Annotated in this window: 17 protein-coding genes and 1 pseudogene; 14 read left to right on the top strand and 4 right to left on the bottom strand. The window is 62.0% G+C overall.

Annotation, left to right across the window (positions count from 1 at the left end; translation table 11 throughout):
- The first annotated feature begins 176 nt into the window (after window positions 1-176).
- The 8 genes from V3W40_RS06580 to V3W40_RS06545 all read left to right on the top strand — a co-directional run bounded on the left by V3W40_RS06580 (window position 177) and on the right by V3W40_RS06545 (window position 8,264).
- Window positions 177-845: a DUF2268 domain-containing putative Zn-dependent protease gene (locus V3W40_RS06580; RefSeq protein WP_065948100.1), complete on the top strand. Its 669-nt coding sequence runs from the start codon at window positions 177-179 to the stop codon at window positions 843-845.
- A 459-nt stretch (window positions 846-1,304) separates the two neighbouring features.
- Complete coding sequence (locus tag V3W40_RS06575) at window positions 1,305-2,324, top strand: LacI family DNA-binding transcriptional regulator (protein ID WP_330214681.1); 1,020 nt, start codon at window positions 1,305-1,307, stop codon at window positions 2,322-2,324.
- Window positions 2,308-3,312, top strand: coding sequence for an ABC transporter substrate-binding protein (locus V3W40_RS06570; protein WP_330214680.1), 1,005 nt, complete (start codon window positions 2,308-2,310; stop codon window positions 3,310-3,312). Before V3W40_RS06575 ends, V3W40_RS06570 begins: the two co-directional genes overlap by 17 nt.
- Window positions 3,313-4,131 carry an ABC transporter permease gene (locus V3W40_RS06565; RefSeq protein WP_315338365.1) on the top strand — a complete coding sequence of 273 codons (819 nt, stop codon included), beginning with the start codon at window positions 3,313-3,315 and terminating at the stop codon, window positions 4,129-4,131. It begins immediately after the preceding gene.
- On the top strand, window positions 4,128-4,922 hold the full coding sequence (locus V3W40_RS06560; protein WP_065924597.1) for an ABC transporter permease: 795 nt from the start codon (window positions 4,128-4,130) through the stop codon (window positions 4,920-4,922). Before V3W40_RS06565 ends, V3W40_RS06560 begins: the two co-directional genes overlap by 4 nt.
- Window positions 4,919-5,950: an ABC transporter ATP-binding protein gene (locus V3W40_RS06555; protein ID WP_137212209.1), complete on the top strand. Its 1,032-nt coding sequence runs from the start codon at window positions 4,919-4,921 to the stop codon at window positions 5,948-5,950. Before V3W40_RS06560 ends, V3W40_RS06555 begins: the two co-directional genes overlap by 4 nt.
- Before the next feature lie 10 nt (window positions 5,951-5,960).
- Entirely contained in the window at window positions 5,961-6,794 is an 834-nt protein-coding gene (locus V3W40_RS06550) for a phosphodiesterase (protein WP_065924658.1), read from the top strand.
- Between the two features lie 150 nt (window positions 6,795-6,944).
- Entirely contained in the window at window positions 6,945-8,264 is a 1,320-nt protein-coding gene (locus V3W40_RS06545; RefSeq protein ID WP_330214679.1) for an OprD family porin, read from the top strand.
- A 132-nt stretch (window positions 8,265-8,396) separates the two neighbouring features.
- Here the strand turns inward: V3W40_RS06545 and V3W40_RS06540 are convergent.
- Window positions 8,397-9,780, bottom strand: a pseudogene (locus V3W40_RS06540) (GGDEF domain-containing protein); the annotation flags it as partial.
- A 158-nt stretch (window positions 9,781-9,938) separates the two neighbouring features.
- Between V3W40_RS06540 and V3W40_RS06535 the strand changes: the two are divergent.
- Window positions 9,939-10,724 carry a M12 family metallopeptidase gene (locus V3W40_RS06535; protein ID WP_065948104.1) on the top strand — a complete coding sequence of 262 codons (786 nt, stop codon included), beginning with the start codon at window positions 9,939-9,941 and terminating at the stop codon, window positions 10,722-10,724.
- Window positions 10,725-10,889: 165 nt separating this feature from the next.
- A complete protein-coding gene (metE, locus tag V3W40_RS06530; RefSeq protein WP_330214678.1) occupies window positions 10,890-13,178 on the top strand; it encodes a 5-methyltetrahydropteroyltriglutamate--homocysteine S-methyltransferase in 2,289 nt (762 codons plus the stop codon).
- Window positions 13,179-13,428: 250 nt separating this feature from the next.
- Here the strand turns inward: metE and V3W40_RS06525 are convergent, their stop codons facing one another.
- Entirely contained in the window at window positions 13,429-14,583 is a 1,155-nt protein-coding gene (locus tag V3W40_RS06525) for a DUF1624 domain-containing protein (RefSeq protein ID WP_330214677.1), read from the bottom strand.
- A 120-nt stretch (window positions 14,584-14,703) separates the two neighbouring features.
- Between V3W40_RS06525 and V3W40_RS06520 the strand changes: the two genes are divergently transcribed.
- Window positions 14,704-15,240: a DUF924 family protein gene (locus V3W40_RS06520; RefSeq protein ID WP_330214676.1), complete on the top strand. Its 537-nt coding sequence runs from the start codon at window positions 14,704-14,706 to the stop codon at window positions 15,238-15,240.
- 96 nt (window positions 15,241-15,336) lie between these two features.
- On the top strand, window positions 15,337-15,969 hold the full coding sequence (yfcF, locus tag V3W40_RS06515) for a glutathione transferase (RefSeq protein ID WP_065924603.1): 633 nt from the start codon (window positions 15,337-15,339) through the stop codon (window positions 15,967-15,969).
- Here yfcF and V3W40_RS06510 read toward each other — a convergent pair.
- Window positions 15,944-16,216, bottom strand: a complete 273-nt coding sequence (locus V3W40_RS06510) for a hypothetical protein (RefSeq protein ID WP_330214675.1) — start codon at window positions 16,214-16,216, stop codon at window positions 15,944-15,946. The two genes, yfcF and V3W40_RS06510, sit on opposite strands and share 26 nt — an antisense overlap.
- A gap of 132 nt (window positions 16,217-16,348) precedes the next feature.
- Here V3W40_RS06510 and V3W40_RS06505 point away from each other — a divergent pair, with 132 nt between their 5' ends.
- Together V3W40_RS06505 and V3W40_RS06500 are read left to right on the top strand one after the other, a co-directional pair.
- Entirely contained in the window at window positions 16,349-16,993 is a 645-nt protein-coding gene (locus V3W40_RS06505; protein ID WP_065924605.1) for an ATPase, read from the top strand.
- Between the two features lie 34 nt (window positions 16,994-17,027).
- On the top strand, window positions 17,028-17,360 hold the full coding sequence (locus tag V3W40_RS06500) for a hypothetical protein (protein WP_027607228.1): 333 nt from the start codon (window positions 17,028-17,030) through the stop codon (window positions 17,358-17,360).
- Window positions 17,361-17,675: 315 nt separating this feature from the next.
- Here V3W40_RS06500 and V3W40_RS06495 read toward each other — a convergent pair whose 3' ends face one another.
- Window positions 17,676-18,422, bottom strand: a complete 747-nt coding sequence (locus V3W40_RS06495) for a creatininase family protein (RefSeq protein WP_027607227.1) — start codon at window positions 18,420-18,422, stop codon at window positions 17,676-17,678.
- Between the last annotated feature and the right edge of the window lie 12 nt (window positions 18,423-18,434).

Below are 18,434 nucleotides of genomic sequence, written 5' to 3'. Positions count from 1 at the left end.
CCTGCGGCGGTGCCTGCCAAAAAAGGACACGCATTGTGCCCGCACTTGGATCGAATCGAAAGGTTAGTGGGCGGATTTTGCTGCGCCGCTTTTAATCTGACCTGCCAATGTGACAGCCCGTGGGTATGATGAGCCACTGGGGTGACGACACGACGTTGGGATGACGAGAGGTGAGAATGGACGCGTGGACACTGCACTGGTTGGAAGCATCGGGCTCGTTGGCCACGCATCGCAAGGAATTGATGCAAGCGTTCGATGTTGCCTACCGGGGGATCTCCCAAGTGATGCCACCACCACGCTTGGATGTTCTGATTCAACGGCTGCCGGGCGAAACCATCCCGGAGTTGGGCCTGGTTGGCCGTGCTTATCGCAGCACGATGTTCTCCCTGACCCTGGACCCCGACAACCCAAATTTCGCCACGAGCCTCGAAGGCGGCGCAATGAGTCGGCATGTGGTGCATGAGGTGCATCATTGCCTGCGCATGGCTGGACCGGGGTATGGCTGGACGCTGGGGGAGGCCCTGGTCAGCGAAGGTCTGGCGGGACGGTTTGTACAGCATGTGCTGGGCAGCGAAGCCGAGGCGTGGGAGAGGGCGTTCAGCCTTGATGCACTCAGGCGTTTTCCTGCACACCTTAGAGAGCTTGAGGCGACGTACTACGATCACAGCACCTGGTTTTTTGGCACCGGCGACAAGCCTCGATGGCTGGGGTATGCCTTGGGTTATCAGGTGGTCGGATTATGGTTGGCATCGGTAGGAGCGCCTGATGCAGATACCTGGCTCAACGTTTCAGCCAAAGACATCCTGGCGATCGCGGCTGAGGAGGGCCTGGTGATTCGTGCCTGACGAGGACCGGCGGATAGAGCCAGCAGGCTTGCCTGCTTTCAGCGCGATCGCATGTAGCTACCGTCCTATCCAACACCGCGCAAACCCGCGGCGGTCGAGCCCCGGCGAGGCTGCGTCGGCCGCGGCTCGGACTTGAATCGGCAGCGCGCCCGACGCAGCCTCGCTTGCGCTCGGCAGCTGCTACGGGGGGTGGGGCCGTGAGGTGGATTGGTTTTCGTAGCAGCTGTCGAGCCCCGGCGAGGCTGCGTTGGCCGCGACTCGGACTTGAATCGGCAGCGCGCCTGACGCAGCCTCGCTTGCGCTCGGCAGCTGCTACGGGGGTGGGGTCGTGAGGTGAATTGGTTTTCGTAAGAGCGTGCCCAGGCCTGGCTGCCATCAAATCGTCATCTCCCCACCACCTTCCTGCCACATTCCGCCGTTACTGTCCTCGCCAATGAGATCGATCTCAAGCGAGTAAACATGACTGACCTGAAAGACGTCGCGCGACTGGCCGGCGTATCCCGCGCGACCGCCGCCCGCACTTTTGCCTCCCCCGACCAGGTGCGCCCGGCGACCCGTGAGCAGGTGTTCGCCGCTGCCCGGGAGTTGGGGTTTCGGCCCAACCTGCTCGGCCGCCAACTGCGCCTGCAAACGACCCAGTTGATCGGCGTGGTGGTGCCCAACCTGCTCAACCCGGTGTTCGCCGAACAGTTCCAGGCCATGGAGCGTGCCGCACGTTTGCGTGGCTACAGCCTGGTGCTGGCGACCACCGACTACAGCAGCGAGCGCGAGTGCATCGTAGTGGAAGAACTGCTGCGCCAGCGCGTCGATGGCCTGGTGCTGACGGTCACCGATGCCGAAAGCAACAGTGTGCTCAGCAGCCTGAATACCGAACAAACCCCGTTCGTGCTGGCCTATCACCAACCGAGCAACCCCAACTACAGCGCCGTGTCGGTGGACAACCGCGCGGGCATGGCCTTGGCCACGCGCTACCTGCTGGAGGCCGGTCATCGACGCATCAGCATGGTCGCCGGCCCCGCCTTGCAGTCTGACCGCGCACGCCTGCGCTATGCCGGTTACTGCGACGCGATGAAGGCATACGGTCTCAAAAGCCGCGCGGTGATCGAAATGCCCGCCCATACCCAGGCTGAATTCGCTGCCATCCAGCCGTACCTCAACGGCCCCGACGCCCCCAGCGCGCTGGTGTGTTCCAACGATTTCCTGGCTATCAGCCTGATCGCCGAGCTGCGCCGCAACGCCTGGAATGTACCTGGGCAACTGTCGGTGATGGGCTTTGACGGCATCGCCCTCGGCACCCAGATGCACCCGACCCTGTGCAGCGTGGTACAGCCCATCGCGCTGCTGGCCAGCACGGTGATTGACCAACTGCTGGCGCAGATCGCCGGCAACGATCCCATTTCCCATTGCCTGCCTTGCCATATCCGGCCGGGCGAAAGTACCCAACCCTTTGAGGAGTCCCTTGATGCGCGCATTCAGTAAAACCCTGGCCACCGTGCTGCTCTGCGGTGTGGCCAGCCTGGCCCAGGCCGCCGACACCGCGATTTGCTACAACTGCCCGCCGGACTGGGCCGACTGGGGCACCCAGCTCAAGGCCATCGCCGCCAGCACCGGTGTGCAGGTGCCGCTGGACAACAAGAACTCCGGCCAGTCCCTGGCGCAACTGGTGGCCGAAAAGGCCGCGCCCGTCGCCGACGTGGTCTACTACGGCGTGACCTTCGGCTTGCAGGCGCAAAAGGCCGGCGTGGTCGAGGGTTATAAGCCCAAGGGCTGGGAACAGATCCCCGCCGGGTTGAAAGACCCCGCCGGCCAGTGGTTTGCGATCCACTCCGGCACCCTGGGCATCATGGTCAACGTCGAGGCATTGGGTGGCCTGCCGATGCCGCAAAGCTGGGCCGACCTGCTCAAGCCTGAATATAAAGGCATGGTCGGCTACCTGGACCCGTCCAGCGCTTTCGTCGGTTACGTTTCTGCCGTGGCGATCAACCGCGCAATGGGCGGCGACCTGGACAACTTCGCCCCGGCCATCGACTACTTCCAGAAACTGGCGAAAAACGCCCCCATCGTGCCCAAGCAGACCGCCTATGCGCGGGTACTGTCCGGCGAGTTGCCGATCCTGGTGGACTACGACTTCAACGCCTACCGCGCCCGCTATAAGGACAACGCCAATGTCGCCTTCGTGATCCCCAAGGAAGGCAGCATCAGCGTGCCCTATGTGATGAGCCTGGTGGCCAACGCGCCGCACCGCGCCAATGGCGAGAAGGTGCTGGACTTTGTGCTGTCCGACGCCGGCCAGGCACTCTGGGCCAAGGCCTACCTGCGCCCGGTGCGTCCGGTGCAGATGCCGGCTGAAGTGGCCGCGCAGTTCCTGCCCGACAGCGATTACGCCCGCGCCGGTGTGGTGGACTATCAGAAAATGGCCGCTGTGCAGGAAGCCTTCGCCGCCCGTTACCTGAACGAGGTCAAGTAAGTGGCTGCATCGGCAAAACAGGCGGCCTGGGCGCTGGCCCCGGCCTTTGCGGTGCTGTTCGCGTTCTGGCTGTTGCCGCTGGCGCACTTGATGGTGCTCGGCGCCGAAAGCCGCGACAGCCACGGCAGCGGCTATTGGCAGGTGCTCAGCAGCGCGCAGTACCTGGGCAGCCTGGCGCAGACCTGCGTGCTGGCCATCGTGGTGACGTTCACCGCGTTGTTGATCGGTGGCATCAGCGGCGTGTTCCTCGCGCGCCAGCAGTTTTTCGGGCGCTCGGCGTTGGTGGCGTTGCTCACGTTTCCCCTGGCGTTTCCGGGGGTGGTGGTGGGCTTCCTGGTGATCCTGCTGGCCGGGCGCCAGGGGTTGCTGGCGTCCCTGGGCCTGCAATTGGCCGGTGAGCGCTGGATCTTTGCCTACTCGCTGGCCGGGCTGTTTGTCGGCTACCTGTACTTCTCGATTCCGCGGGTGATCCTCACGGTGATGGCGGCGTGCGAAAGCCTCGACCGCAGCCTGGAAGAAGCCGCGCATTCGCTGGGAGCAGGGCACTGGCGGGTGGTCTGCGACGTGATCGTGCCGGGCCTGGCGCCGGCGTTGGCGTCCTGCGGTGCGATCTGCTTCGCCACGTCCATGGGCGCGTTCGGCACCGCGTTCACCTTGGGCACGCGCCTGAATGTAACCCCGGTGGCGATCTACAATGTATTCACCAACTACGCCAATTTTGCCGTCGCCGCCGCGTTGTCGGTGGTGCTCGGCGCGGTGACCTGGGCGGTGCTGTTGCTCACGCGACGCCTGGTGAAAAATGCGGGGACGGTCTTGTGAAACGCTCATCGCTGTTTGTGATGCAACTGCTGTTCACCCTGCTGGTGTGCGCGTTCATGCTGGTGCCGGTGCTGATGTCGTTGCTGGCCGGGTTGACGCGCAATTTCTTCGTCGGCCTGTCCAGCGGCCTGACGTTCGACTGGCTGATCCAGGTATGGCAGGCCTATTCGCCCACCGTATGGCTGTCGTTGCAATTGGCCCTGGCGTGCGCGGTGTGTGTCTGCGTGATCGGCGTGCCGGCGGCCTATGCGCTGGTGCGCATGAACAACCGCTTCAGCCGTGCCTTCGAAGAGCTGATGGTGCTGCCCGTGGCGATGCCGGGGCTGGCCAGTGCGCTGGCGTTGCTGCTCACCTATGGCCAGTTCGGCACGTTTCGCAGCAGTTGGCTGTTCATCCTGGTCGGCCATGTGTTGTTCACCTTGCCGTTCCTGGTACGTCCGGTGATGGCGGTGATGCAACGCCAGCAACTGCCGGTGCTGGAAGAGGCGGCGGCCAGTCTGGGCGCCGGGCCGATCAAGCGCTTTTTCAGCGTGGTGGTGCCCAACTGCCGGGCGGGGATTCTGGCCGGCGTGCTGATGGTGGTGACCTTGTCGTTGGGCGAGTTCAACCTGACCTGGATGCTCCACACACCGATGACCAAGACATTGCCCGTGGGCCTGGCCGACAGCTACGCCTCGGCGCGCCTGGAAATCGCCAGCGCCTACACCCTTATCTTTTTGCTGATGATCGTGCCGCTGCTGATTGCGTTGCAGGCCATCAGCGCTCGTTTGTCCCGTGGAGAGCGTCGATGACCGCTATCACTATTCGCCTGCAAGGCTGTCGCAAGGCGTTCGCCGACGGCACCGTGGCTGTGCATGACCTGAACCTGACCGTCGAAGGCGGTGAAACCCTGGCGATCCTCGGCCCGTCCGGCTGCGGCAAGACCACCACCTTGCGCCTGATTGCCGGCCTGGAACGCCCGGATGTGGGCCAGGTTTTTTTCGGCACCGACGACGTCACCCGCCTGCCCATCGAGCGCCGCGACGTGGGCATGGTGTTCCAGAACTACGCGCTGTTTCCCAACCTCGATGTGGCCGGCAATATCGTCTACGGCTTGAAGATTCGCGGCATGGCGCCGCTTGCGCGGAACAAGCGCTGCGAGGAACTGCTGGAGCTGGTCGGCCTGCAACAGCATGGCAAGCGCAGCATCCACGAATTGTCCGGTGGCCAACGTCAACGGGTGGCCCTGGCCCGTGCCCTGGCGCCGCGCCCTAAAGTGCTGTTGCTGGATGAACCGCTGGCCGCCCTGGATGCGCAATTGCGCGAGCGCCTGCGCAGCGAGCTGAATGAACTGCTGCGCGGCCTCGGTATCACCTCGGTATTTGTCACCCACGACCAGGGCGAAGCCATGGCCCTGGGCGATCGTATCCTGGTGATGGAGCACGGCCGCGTCGCGCAACTGGCCAGCCCACGGGAGATCTACCAAAAGCCGGCGAATGCCTTCGTCGCCGGTTTTGTCGGCAACCTCAATGCCTTTGCCGTCACCTCGCGAACAGCCCATGGCCTGAAAGTCTGCGGCGGCGAGTTGCCGTGGCAGGCCGTCGACGTGCCCAACACGGTGTACTGCCGCCCCGAACACTTGCGGGTGATGGAGAGCGAAGGGCACTTGCACGGCCATCTATTGGCGCAGTTTTTCCAGGGCGCGCAAAGCCGCCTGTTGGTGGACGTGGGCGGCCCGCAACCGCTGCTGGTGGACAGCAGCGACAACCACCTGTACGCCGTCGGCGCGCCGATTGCCCTGGCGATTGCGCCGCACATGTTGTTCACCCTGAATGCGTGAGAGTTTGCTTGTGAATCGTCCGTTTCTTGTTGCGCAAATCAGCGACCTGCACCTTAAAGCCGGCCAGCGCCTGACGTATGGGGTGGTCGATACCCTGGGCGCGCTGCGCCGTGCCGTCGACCATTTGAACGCCAGCCACCCACGGCCCGATATCGTGGTGGTCAGCGGTGACCTGGTGGACTTCGGCCGCGCCGATGAATACGCCGTGCTGCACCCCGAACTCGCGCGCCTGCACATGCCGTGCTACCTGGTGCCCGGCAACCACGACACACGCGGTCCGTTGCTCGAGGCATTCCGTGATCACGCCTATTTGCCGTTGTCGGCAGAGGGGCCGTTGGACTGGGTGGTGGACGAGCATCCGCTGCGCTTGATCGGCCTGGACTCGACTATTCCGGGTGGGCACGGCGGCCAGCTACTGGACAGCCAATTGCACTGGTTGGACGCGCAACTGGCACGACGCCCGGACGTGCCGACGTTGCTGATCCTGCACCATCCACCGTTTATCAGCGGCATCGGCCATATGGACCGCGAACCCTTTATCAACGCTGCGGCGCTGGAAGCAGTTGTGTCTCGCCACCCGCAAGTGGAACGCCTGCTGTGCGGGCACCTGCACCGACCGATGCAACGACGCTTTGGCGGCAGCTTGAGTTGTGTGTGCCCCGGTACTTCCCATCAGATTGTGCTGGACCTGCAGGACGCCGCGCCCGCGCATTTCAACCTGGAGCCGGCGGGGTATCTGTTGCATCGCTGGGATGCGCAACAGGGCCTGATCAGCCACAACGGCGTGTTCGGGGATTACCCGGGGCCGTACCCGTTTTATGACGCTCATGGATTGATTGACTGAGGTTTACGGAGGTTTCACTTCACTCAACTCGCTAACAACTAAGCAACTGAATAACCGTTAACGCCGCGGCCAACTTCACATTTGGCCGACGGCATCCTGCTGCCCATTTTTTGCGCCCGGAACCTGGGTTCCGCGCCGGAGTTCGTCCTGATGAAAGCCACGTTGAATGTATTAAGTGTATTGACCGGCGGCCTGGGCATTGCCCTGAGCCCCTTGGCGTCTGCTGACTTTTTGAGCGACAGCAAAGCCAACTTGAGCATGCGTAACTTCTACTTCAATAACGACAACCGCGACGGCACGGCGGCACCGTCGAAGACCGAAGAGTGGGGCCAGGCCTTTATCCTCAACTACCAGTCGGGCTTCACCGACGGCACCGTCGGTTTTGGCCTGGACGCCATCGGCATGCTCGGCGTGACCCTCGACAGCAGCGCCGCGCGCCATGTCGGCAGCTCGATGATCCCCACCGAAGACGGCAAGGCCACGGACAACTGGGCCCGTGGTGGCGCGACGGCCAAGGCGCGCTTTGCCAAGACCGAAGCGCGCTACGGCTACCTGCGCCCGAACCTGCCGATCCTGGTGAGCAACGACGGCCGCCTGTTGCCGCAGTCGTTCGAAGGCGGGCAGGTCACCAGCAAGGACATCGACAACCTGACCCTGGTCGGCGGCCAGCTTGAGCACACCACCGGTCGCGGCTCCAGCGACCGCAGCGGCCTGGCAGCGGCGGGCGGTACCCGGGAGAGCAATAAATTTACCTACGCCGGTGCGGACTACCAACTGACCAAGGACCTGATGGTCCAGTACTACTACGCCAACCTCGAAGACTATTACCAACAACATTTCGCCGGGTTGATCCACGTATTGCCGCTGGGCGAATACGGCTCATTGAAAACCGACCTGCGCTACTTCAATACCCGCTCCGACGGCAAAAACAGCAGCGTCGCCGGCCGTGCCGAGGGCTACAAGCTGGGCGGCTATACCAAGAACGGCAACGGTGAAATCGACAACAACACCTGGAGCGCCGCGTTCATCTACTCCCTCGGCCCGCACGCGATCACCGCCGGCTACCAGCAAGTCTCGGACGACAGCAACTTCGCCCAACTCAACCAGGGCGGCCTGGTGAACAAAGGCGAGGGCGGTGCCAGCCTGTACCTCTACACCGACCGTACCGTGCAGACCTTCATCCAGGCCGGCGAACGCACCGGCTTTGCCCAGTACGCCTACGACTTCGCGTCGCTGGGTGTACCCGGCCTGAAGGCCTCGGTGATGTACCTCAAGGGCGAGCACATCCTCACCACCAGCGGCAACGACGCCAGCGAGTGGGAGCGGGACATCTCGTTGGATTACGTGGTGCAGAGCGGCACGTTCAAGAACGTCGGCTTCGGCTGGCGTAACGGCGTGTCACGCAGTGAAGTGGCGCGGGACCAGGACCAGAATCGGGTGTTTGTGAGTTATTCGATTCCGTTGATGTAGTACCGCTGAGCCCCTCATCTTTGTAGGAGCGAGTTTGCTCGCGAAAAACGTCAACGATAACGCGCCTGTTCAGAATGCCAGCGGTGTCCTTGGGTTCTTCGCGAGCAAGCTCGCTCCTACAGGGGGGCTTGCTCACGCCACCCGATTCCTGCCCGCGCCCTTGGCCTCATACAAGCGCATGTCCGCGCGCTTGAGCAATGCCAGGGAGTCGCGGTCAGAAGGCTCGGCCACGCCCACGCCGATACTCACGGTCAGGCGACCCACGCTTGGGAACACTGCCGCCTCGACAGCCACACGGATCTTTTCGGCGACCACGTCAGGGCTGTCCGGCGCTTCGACTTCCGGCAGCAGCACGGCGAATTCTTCTCCGCCATAACGGGCAACGAAGTCGGTGGCGCGCGTGGTGTTTTCTATCAGGGCTGCCAGTTGGCACAGCACATCGTCACCGATGGCATGGCCGTAGGTATCGTTGACGCGCTTGAAATAGTCGGCGTCGATCAGCAGCAGGGCGAAGGTGCGGCCGGTACGTTGGAACAGCAGGCTGTTCTCGGCGAGTTTTTCGTCGAAGCGGCGCCGGTTGAACACGCCGGTGAGGGCGTCGTGGGTGGCCAGCTTGAGCAGGTCGGCGTTGGCCTGGGTGAGGTCGGCGGTGCGTTGCGCCACGGTGGCTTCCAGGGAGGCGTTGGCGTCTTGCAGTTCACGTTCCTTGGCGAGCAGCGATTGCGTCATGCCGGTGAGCGATTGTCCCAGTTGGGCAATCTCCAGCACCGGGTGTTCCTGGGGGAAGACCGCGCCGGGCTGATGGTCCTGCACCTGTTTGGCGGACTTTGCCAGGCGCTCGATGGGACGGCTGAGGGAGGAGGCGAGGTAATACGCGGCCACTACAAAAGTGATCGCCGCGAGCAGGCCGAGCACGAGCAATTTGTACAGCAGGCTGCGCGCCGGTTGCAGGGCTACGTCCAACGGCTGGCGCACCATGATGTACCAGTTCATCCTGGCGTTGGACGGGCTTGGCACGGCGACGGAGGCCGTGACGTAGCCGTTGCCGGAGAACCAGCCGGCCGACGTGAGCAGCTTGTCTGCGGGTATCTGTTCACCCGCGAGGGCTTCGGGGTAAAGCACCTTGCCATCGAAGTCGACAATCAAGGCCTCGATATCGGGGAGGGCGTCTTTTTGCGTTACGGCAGCAGTTTGGCCAGCAGCACTGCCTCGTGGGGATCGCCGGTGTACTCACCGCGCAGGCCGGCCTGGAACCATGCTGCACCGATTGATTGACCAGCAGCCCGTTGACGGCCTGGCGCACTTGGCCATCGGCGTCGGCGATGCCCATCCAGGCATATTCGGCGCGTGATTGCGTACGCAGTTCCATCAGCGTGAGGATATCCGGTGCGTCCAGGTCGCCCTTGCGCATGATCGGTGCTTTGCTCAACAAAGACACTTCCAGCTGGCGCTCGTGCAGTTGCACCGCCAACAGCGCTGCGGTCGAGCGCGCCGTGCTCAGCAGGGGGCTGGCGCTGGTGGGGTGTGCGTATTTCATGTTTTACGCGTTTTACCTGCACGTGATTGCGCCCTGAGATGAGTGGTTGAAATGGGCGGTTGTACTTCACGCGGAACCGTTGGCGCTCTCGGCACCAACTGTTCATTGTGGCAAAAAGCCGGACAACCACGGAGATCATGATTGTGATGACAGGAATTAATATTCAGCCATTTATACCGCCTTCCTACGCCCAGCCGAATGATGACACTGGCCAGAAACAGCCCGTCGACGCACCGGTTTTATCCAGGAGCAAGCGTGGGGTGGCCCTAGAGGCTGCGTTGTGGCCACAGTTTTCGACGGTCAGGATTTCTCTGATGGAGATGACCAAGGAACAGGAAAAATTCATCAAGGACAACATCAACAAATGGGCGCCGTATATCAACCTGAAACTGGAGTTCACCAAAGAGCTCGATGGCGATATCAGAATCAAGGCAGATAATGACCTCCTCGGTGGGAACTCCTATTACGGCACCCAAGGTAAACAAACGGCAGGTGCCGGTGAGCCTACGATGAATATCGGCTTCAAGGGTGGGCTGAATGAACTCAACGCTCGCGTGATAATGCATGAGTTCGGTCATGCATTGGGATTAGCCCATGAGCATCAGCACCCGGAAAATACACTCGACCTGAATTTTGAGCGGATTCGCAAATATCACACAGAGAAAAATGAGCCCTCGGCCCATGAATGGTTTTTCCCGTTCGACTCACAGACGGTTGTCACCTCCCCCTATGATCAAGCGTCCGTCATGCACTACACCATTCTCAAGGATTTTCGGAACAGTGGACATTATGTCGAGGGCGGCAGTGAGTTGTCAGAAGGCGACAAGCAATTTGCGCGCAAGCTCTATCCCATCCCCCGTCCTCCGGTACCGCCTCGTTGGTGGAACCTTTACAACGGACACGTCCCTTCTTCGCGCGCCTGAGCTGATCCCCATTCAGACATCACCCAATGCGCCACCGCGAAAAGGGCGGGTTTGCAGCTTGTGATCATGAATTAAATTTGTGTTCGTATAAAATAAAATGAGTTTGTCTCACTATGATTGACTGCCGACAATGGCTCCCATCTCAACAGATTGGAGTTTTTTGTCATGGCAGTCGCTCATTCCCTCGGATTTCCGCGCATTGGACGCGATCGTGAACTGAAAAAAGCGCAGGAAGCGTTCTGGAAGGGCGAACTCGACGAAGCCGGCCTGCGGGCCGTCGGCCGTGAACTGCGCAAGGCCCACTGGGATCTGCAGAAACAGGCCGGTATCGAGTTGCTGCCCGCCGGTGATTTCGCCTGGTACGACCAGGTGCTGACCCACTCGCTGATGTTCGGTGTGATCCCCGAGCGTTTCCGTCCAGCCGACGGCAACGCCACCCTGCACACGTTGTTCGGCATGGCCCGGGGTGTCAGCGACAGCTGCTGCGGCGGTGCCCATGCCCAGGAAATGACCAAGTGGTTCGATACCAACTACCACTACCTGGTGCCTGAATTCAGCGTCGACCAGCAATTTCACCTGGGTTGGGAGCAGTTGTTCGAAGAGGTGCAGGAAGCCCTCGACCTGGGCCACACCGTCAAGCCGGTGGTGATCGGCCCGCTGACCTACCTGTGGCTGGGCAAGGCCAAGGGGGGTGATTTCGACAAGCTCGACCTGCTTGAGCGCCTGCTGCCGTTGTACGGCCAGATCTTCCAGCGCCTGGCCGACCTCGGCGTGGAATGGGTGCAGATCGACGAGCCGATCCTGGTCCTCGACCTGCCGCAGGAATGGAAGAACGCGTTCGAGCGTGCCTACAACCTGATCCAGCGCGACCCGCTGAAAAAGCTGGTGGCGACCTACTTCGGTGGCCTGGAAGAGAACCTCGGCCTGGCCGCGAACCTGCCAGTGGATGGCCTGCACATCGACCTGGTGCGCGCGCCGGAGCAGTACCCGACCATCCTTGACCGCCTGCCGGCGTACAAGGTGCTGTCCCTGGGTGTGGTCAACGGCCGCAATGTGTGGCGCTGCGACCTGGAAAACGCCCTGGCCATCTTGCAGCACGCCCATGAAAAACTCGGTGATCGCCTGTGGGTGGCGCCATCCTGCTCGCTGCTGCACAGCCCGGTGGACCTGGGCCGTGAAGACCAGTTGGATGCCGAGCTGAAAAGCTGGCTGGCATTCGCCGTGCAAAAATGCGCTGAAGTGGCGGTGCTGGCGCAAGCGGTTAACCAGCCTGAAGCGCCCAACGTCCTTGCTGCCCTGGCCGAAAGCCGCGCGGTGCAGGCGGCCCGCGCGGCCTCGCCGCGTATCCACAAACCTGCGGTACAGGCGCGGGTGGCGGCGATTACCCGCCAGGACAGCCAGCGTCAGTCGCCGTTTACCCAGCGTATCGAGAAACAACGTGCGGGCCTGAACCTGCCGCTGTTTCCGACCACCACCATCGGTTCGTTCCCGCAGACCGCATCGATCCGCCTGGCGCGGCAGTCCTACAAACAGGGCAAGTTGAGCCAGGCCGAATACGTCGAAGCCATGCACAGCGAGATTCGTCACGCCGTCGAGGTGCAGGAAAACCTCGGTCTGGATGTGCTGGTGCACGGGGAAGCCGAGCGCAACGACATGGTCGAGTACTTCGCCGAGCAGTTGGACGGCTATGTGTTCACCCGCTTCGGCTGGGTGCAGAGCTACGGTTCGCGTTGCGTGAAGCCGGCAGTGATCTTCGGCGACCTGAGCCGCCCGAAGGCGATGACGGTGGAGTGGATCCGCTACGCCCAAGGCCTCACCCGCAAGGTGATGAAGGGCATGCTGACGGGACCTGTGACCATGCTGATGTGGTCGTTCCCCCGCGAAGACGTGAGCCGCGAAGTGCAGGCGCGCCAACTGGCCCTGGCGATTCGCGACGAAGTGGTCGACCTGGAGGCCGCCGGCATCAAGATCGTACAGATTGACGAAGCCGCGTTCCGCGAAGGCCTGCCGTTGCGCCAGGCGCAGTGGCAAGGCTACCTGGACTGGGCCACCGAAGTGTTCCGCCTGTGCGCCTCGGGCGTGCGCGATGAAACCCAGATCCACACGCACATGTGCTACAGCGAGTTCAACGATGTGATCGAGTCCATCGCCGCCATGGATGCCGACGTGATCACCATCGAGACCTCGCGCTCGGACATGGAGTTGCTGGACGCGTTCGAAGCCTTTGCCTACCCCAATGACATTGGCCCGGGCGTCTACGACATCCACTCGCCACGGGTGCCGGATGCCTCGGAAATGGCCAACCTGTTGCGCAAGGCGGCGAAACGGATTCCTGCCGAGCGCCTGTGGGTGAACCCGGATTGCGGGTTGAAGACGCGGGGGTGGCCGGAGACGGAGGCGGCGTTGATTCATATGGTCACTGCAGCTCGCCAGCTACGCGCTGAGTTGGCTTGATATCGTAAAAAATGTGGGAGGGGGCTTGCTGTGGTGAGCGGGCTTGCCCCGCGCTGGGCCGCGCAGCAGCCCCAGTAAAGCAGAATGCGGTATATCAGAAACTCCATAGCGGCTGTTTTGGGGCCGCTACGCGGCCCAACGCGGGACAAGCCCGCTCGCCACAGGGGGAACTCGCCAGTCTCTGAAAATTGTGTAGATACCTATGCCACGATGAGTATGGGCGAGCTCCCACATTTGGATCCGTGTCAGGTCAGAGGTATTTGAGCCAGGCCAGGTCGCGGCGGCGGGCCTTGAGCCCGGCGAACCAGCGCACCGGCGGGTAGAGCGCCAGGGGTAATACTAGCGCCATCAGCCACACCGCGCCCATGCTGTCGAAGCCAAAGTAGTTGCCCTGGTTCAGGCCAAGCAGCGCGACACAGGCGACATACAGCACTTTCAGCACATAAAGGTGCAACAGGTAAAAGAACATCGGCACGGATCCAAACACCGCCAACACGCCGATCCAGCGTCGATGCCCCGCGCGTTCAAACGCCAGCAACAGCAACAGCCCAATCCCCAGGGTCAACGCCAGGAACAGCAGCGAAGGCGGGTACTTGGTGACGTTGAAAAAGCTCATCAGCGTCTGCACGCCGCTGTCATACGCCTGCCAGGGTTTCTCGCCGTAGCCATTGAGCCCACGCAACAGCACAAACCCCAGCAACGCACCCAAGCCGCCGAGCAGCAAATACCGCTGGCGCACGGCAGGCCGCGTGGCATTGGCAAACCACGGTCCCAGGCCGTAACCCAGGGCAATCACGCCGATCCACGGCAGTACCGGGTAGGTCGTGCGCAGGCGCAGGGTGTCGGATACGTCAATCCAACTGCGTTCATGCAGGATCGTCCACGGAATATGCAGCGCCGAGCCTGGGTCGAAGTGCAGGCCATCCAGCAGGTTGTGCCCGCCGATGATCACCAGCGCCAGCACGATCAACAGCGGGCGCGGCAACCACACCAGGGCGGCGAGGGCGAGCATGCTGATGCCAATCGCCCAGATCACCTGCAGATAGATCACGCTGGGCGGCAACTGGAAGGTCCAGGCGAAGTTGACCAGGGTGAACTCCAGCACCACCAGGAACAACCCGCGCTTGAACAGGAACGCCGACACATCGCGGCGGCCCTGGTATTTCTGGCCGTATAAAAACGCGGATAAGCCCGTGAGCAACACAAACACCGGCGCGCACAGGTGGGCGAGGGTGCGGCTGATAAACAACGCGGGCTCGGTGCTGTCGATGCTCATCGGGTCGCTGACCTGGCGATGCAGCAGGAAGGTCTCGCGTACGTGGTCGAGCAGCATGAACAGGATCACCAGGCCGCGCAGGGCGTCGATGGAGAGCAGGCGTTGGCGCAGGGGAACGGCATCGGTCATGGGCGGGATCACAGGGCAGGGCGGAAAATTGGCGTTATCCTATAACATTAATCAACGCGTTGCCCTCCGTTGATCCCGCTTCTGATACCTTCAGTGAATTCACACCCGGAGCCCCTGAGCATGAGCACCCCTCAAACCGTCATCGACTTCTGGCGGCACGCCGGCCCCAAGCGCTGGTTCGCCAAGGACGATGGGTTCGACGCCACCTTCCGCGACACCTTCCACGCCACCCACCTGCAAGCCGCCCGGCGCGAGCTGGAAAGCTGGCTGGATTCGGCCGAAGGCGCCTTGGCCTTGTTGATCCTGCTCGACCAATACCCACGCAACGCCTTTCGCGGCACTGCGCACATGTTCGCCACCGACCCGCTGGCGCGCCTGTACGCCCAGCGCATGGTGGACGCCGGGCTCGACCAGCAGGTGGAGCCGGCATTGCGCGCGTTCTGTTATTTGCCGTTCGAACACTCGGAAGACCCAAGGGACCAGCAACGCTCCCTGGCCCTCAACCAGCCACTGGACGCCAACACTTACCGCTGGGCCAAGGAACACGCGCAGATCATCGAGCGCTTCGGGCGTTTTCCCCATCGCAATGCGGTGCTGGCCAGGGTCACCACGGATGAAGAGCGCGCCTTTCTGGACAAGGGCGGGTTTGCCGGTTAACCCGCTATTCCGCCCGGGAATGCCCCCATAAAAACCGCGCATTGTCTTTCTCGGCGCGCATCTCGTAGCGTAGGGCTTCACCCAAGGAGCCCCGTTATGAACCAGCCCCCGTTGCGCCTCTACGTTGATTCGCTCTACACCAGCCCGTACGCGATGTCGGTGTTCGTCACCCTGCGGGAAAAAGGCCTGGCCTTCGACCTGGTCACCCTGGACCTGGACACCGCGCAAAACCAGACAGCCGACTTTGCCCAGCTATCCGTGACCCAGCGCGTGCCGACCCTGGTGGAAGGCGATTTTGCCTTGTCGGAATCCTCCGCGATTACCGAATACCTGGACCAGGCCTACCCCGAGACAGCCGTGTACCCGGCCGATCCCAAACAGCGGGCGAGGGCACGACAGGTGCAGGCGTGGTTGCGCAGTGATTTGCTGCCGATTCGCCAGGAGCGTTCGACCCTGGTGGTGTTTTATGGGCAGAAAATGCCGCCGTTGTCAGCCGACGCCCAAGGGGCAGCCCGGCGCTTGATCAGTGCGGCGCAGGTGCTGTTGGCGGGCAACCCTTCGTACTTGTTCGGTGAGTGGTGCATTGCTGACGTGGACCTGGCGGTGATGCTCAATCGCCTGATTCTCAACGGCGACAGCGTACCTGCCGAGTTGGTGGCTTATGCGCAGCGCCAGTGGCGCCGGCCGTCCGTGCAGGCGTGGGTCAACCTGCAACGTCCTGCGCTGTAGCGCGGGTCGTCATTTGCATGACGCGCCGGTCCAGGTCTTCCCAATCGGCCATGCCCAGCACCCGGGTGGTGTTCAAGCCACGCAGGTAACCGCGCAATTGCTGGGCACTGGCGTGCACCTGGTCGGCCTCTGACGCCTCATCCAGCAGTACCTGTTCATACTCGACCAGGTAATCGGCGACCCGCTCGCGAAACTCCGGCAAGACGGCTTCGCGGATGCGGTCGAAGGTTTTCTGGTGAGGCTTCATGGCGTGGTCCTTATAGGTTTTATGTGAGCACTATCGGTTCAGATAATAGTCACCATCATGCAACGCAAGTTCTGTTTTTTCAGGAAAAGCGCAAAATCGCCTGCATCGAGACGCTGTTCAAGGAAATGCGCGATGAGGACGTTGATTCAGCTGGGTTTAATGATGCTGATGCTGGGCACTGTGATCGTCAACAACGCAGCGATCGCTGATGAATTGCGTGCAGGCCATTTGCTACCTATCGTCGGTAGCGTAGACTCCCTGCAGCATGCGCAATCGGTGGGGGTGTTGTTAAGCGATAACACCCGCGACAACCTCAGCTACCTTGAACGCTACCACGACATGGCCTTGAACGGCGCCAGGGATGCCCTTGATGCAGGTATCCGCGAGGCGTTCGTCAACAGCTCCGACCCGGAACTGGCCATTGATTGGTTGATGAGCTCGCTGCAGGGAACCTTTTTGTCGGTGACGGTCTACGACAACCTGGATGCCCTGGTGCAGGCTCGCCCCGATGTGGTGGTGATGCTCGATACCCATAACCAACTGCTGACCCAGCGCAACGATCAGGTCGAGGCGCGTTTTATCGCACGGTTTTATGACGCGAACCTGCAATACATCGCCAAGGCCGAAGGCTCGGTGCACAGGCAGGTGCCCTCGGTGTGGGTGCACGACAAGGCCGCACCGGAGATTGCCGCGCGGATCGAACAGCAGCGGGATGTGCAGCTCGATGCGTTGAAGCAGTTCGATGCCTCGCTCAAGGCGCTGGTTCGCGCGGGTTGATGTGAACCTTTATTTTTAGACTCAGGATTTTTTCATGCGCTCTTTTTTCGTACCGGTCGCGGCCCTGTTGCTGGCCGGTTGTGTTTCCGCTCCCAATAATCCGACCTTGACCCTGCAAACCGGCAAGAGCCCGGATGACTATGTGCAATGCCTGCTTCCCAAGCTGGAAAAGCACGGCATCACGTCGACGGTGACCCAGAACTCACGCCACGCCAAGCTGGTGTTGACCAGCAAGATTGCCGCCGATGACGTGCTGGAGGTCTACAAGGCGGGGGACGGCGGCAAGGTGTTTTTGTATGAGCGCAAGCCGCTGGCGTCGACCATTACGCCGTCGCGGCTTGAACAGGTGGCGCAGGACTGCAGATAACCGATGTGGGAGGGGGCAAGCCCCAAGCCCGCTCACCACAGCGGTTCGATCCTGCTGCTGGCGGTGGTCATCGACCGCATGAAACAACGCTGATGGTGGTAAACAAGCCCGTCGTAGTGAGCGGGCTTGCCCCGCGCTGGGGCGCGAAGCGGCCCCAATACAGTCACTGCATTCTTCCAGGCTGAACCGGGTTGCGGGTTTTAGGGCCGCTTCGCGCCCCAACGCGGGCAAGCCCGCTCACCACAGTTACAGTGTTCCTCCTTAACTGACTGGCATTGGGGCAAGCCCCCTCCCACATTTGAATCTGCATAAGGCCTAAGGTCTGGCTTCATTGCTGAAGCTGTTAACCGTTTTCACCAGCCCTTGAGCCGCCAGCGCCACCAACTCCCCACCTTTCTCCACCGTCGCCAGCGCCGGGTCCGAGCCCATGCGCCCGTCGGGGAAGCGGGCGCGGAAGTCCAGGGCTTCACGGATCGGCCCGGTGTTGGCGATCTGCGGGGAGTAGTCGGCCGACTTGATCGCGTCCGGGTACGCCCACTGCGTCACCGCGATTTCCGAAGGCGTCGCATGGCTGCCATGGCCCACCGGGAATTGGCGGTGCGCCAGGTCAGTAACGCCTTCCAGGTCCCACCAGTTCACCAGCTTCAACGCAAACCCGGCAGGGCGACGGCCGAAGCTCGCCTCGGCGTACAGCTCGGAAAACGCCGCTTCAATCGTGGCGATATTGCCGCCGTGGCCGTTCAGGAACAGGATCTTGTCGAAGCCATGCCCGGCCAGCGAGCGCACCCAGTCGCCAATCGCAGCGATAAAAGTGGAAGGGCGCAGGGAAATGGTGCCGGGGAAACCCAGGTGGTGCTGGGCCATGCCGATATTGAAGGTCGGGCCGATGAGGATGTCGGCGTTCTTTTGCGCCTCATGTGCGATGATTTCCGGGCACATCCAGTCGGTACCCAGCAGGCCGGTGGGGCCGTGTTGTTCGTTGGAACCGATGGGGATCACCACCGTGCGGCTGCGTTCCAGGAACTGCCCGATCTCGATCCAGGTCGATTGATGTAGAAGCATGCGAAGCTCTCT

Origin of the sequence: Pseudomonas sp. AM8 (genome assembly GCF_036346475.1) — a bacterium.
Lineage (GTDB): Bacteria > Pseudomonadota > Gammaproteobacteria > Pseudomonadales > Pseudomonadaceae > Aquipseudomonas > Aquipseudomonas marginalis.
The sequence above is the reverse complement of the archived record's forward strand: the minus strand, read 5'-3'. Positions and strand labels throughout refer to the sequence as shown.

Bases quoted from the DNA above. Each gene is read 5' to 3' on its own strand.
- V3W40_RS06580 (WP_065948100.1), top strand. From the start codon at position 177: ATGGACGCGTGGACACTGCACTGGTTGGAAGCATCGGGCTCGTTGGCC.
- V3W40_RS06575 (WP_330214681.1), top strand. From the start codon at position 1,305: ATGACTGACCTGAAAGACGTCGCGCGACTGGCCGGCGTATCCCGCGCG.
- V3W40_RS06570 (WP_330214680.1), top strand. From the start codon at position 2,308: ATGCGCGCATTCAGTAAAACCCTGGCCACCGTGCTGCTCTGCGGTGTG.
- V3W40_RS06555 (WP_137212209.1), top strand. From the start codon at position 4,919: ATGACCGCTATCACTATTCGCCTGCAAGGCTGTCGCAAGGCGTTCGCC.
- V3W40_RS06545 (WP_330214679.1), top strand. From the start codon at position 6,945: ATGAAAGCCACGTTGAATGTATTAAGTGTATTGACCGGCGGCCTGGGC.
- V3W40_RS06535 (WP_065948104.1), top strand. From the start codon at position 9,939: ATGATTGTGATGACAGGAATTAATATTCAGCCATTTATACCGCCTTCC.
- metE (WP_330214678.1), top strand. From the start codon at position 10,890: ATGGCAGTCGCTCATTCCCTCGGATTTCCGCGCATTGGACGCGATCGT.
- V3W40_RS06525 (WP_330214677.1), bottom strand. From the start codon at position 14,583: ATGACCGATGCCGTTCCCCTGCGCCAACGCCTGCTCTCCATCGACGCC.
- V3W40_RS06520 (WP_330214676.1), top strand. From the start codon at position 14,704: ATGAGCACCCCTCAAACCGTCATCGACTTCTGGCGGCACGCCGGCCCC.
- yfcF (WP_065924603.1), top strand. From the start codon at position 15,337: ATGAACCAGCCCCCGTTGCGCCTCTACGTTGATTCGCTCTACACCAGC.
- V3W40_RS06510 (WP_330214675.1), bottom strand. From the start codon at position 16,216: ATGAAGCCTCACCAGAAAACCTTCGACCGCATCCGCGAAGCCGTCTTG.
- V3W40_RS06505 (WP_065924605.1), top strand. From the start codon at position 16,349: ATGAGGACGTTGATTCAGCTGGGTTTAATGATGCTGATGCTGGGCACT.
- V3W40_RS06500 (WP_027607228.1), top strand. From the start codon at position 17,028: ATGCGCTCTTTTTTCGTACCGGTCGCGGCCCTGTTGCTGGCCGGTTGT.
- V3W40_RS06495 (WP_027607227.1), bottom strand. From the start codon at position 18,422: ATGCTTCTACATCAATCGACCTGGATCGAGATCGGGCAGTTCCTGGAA.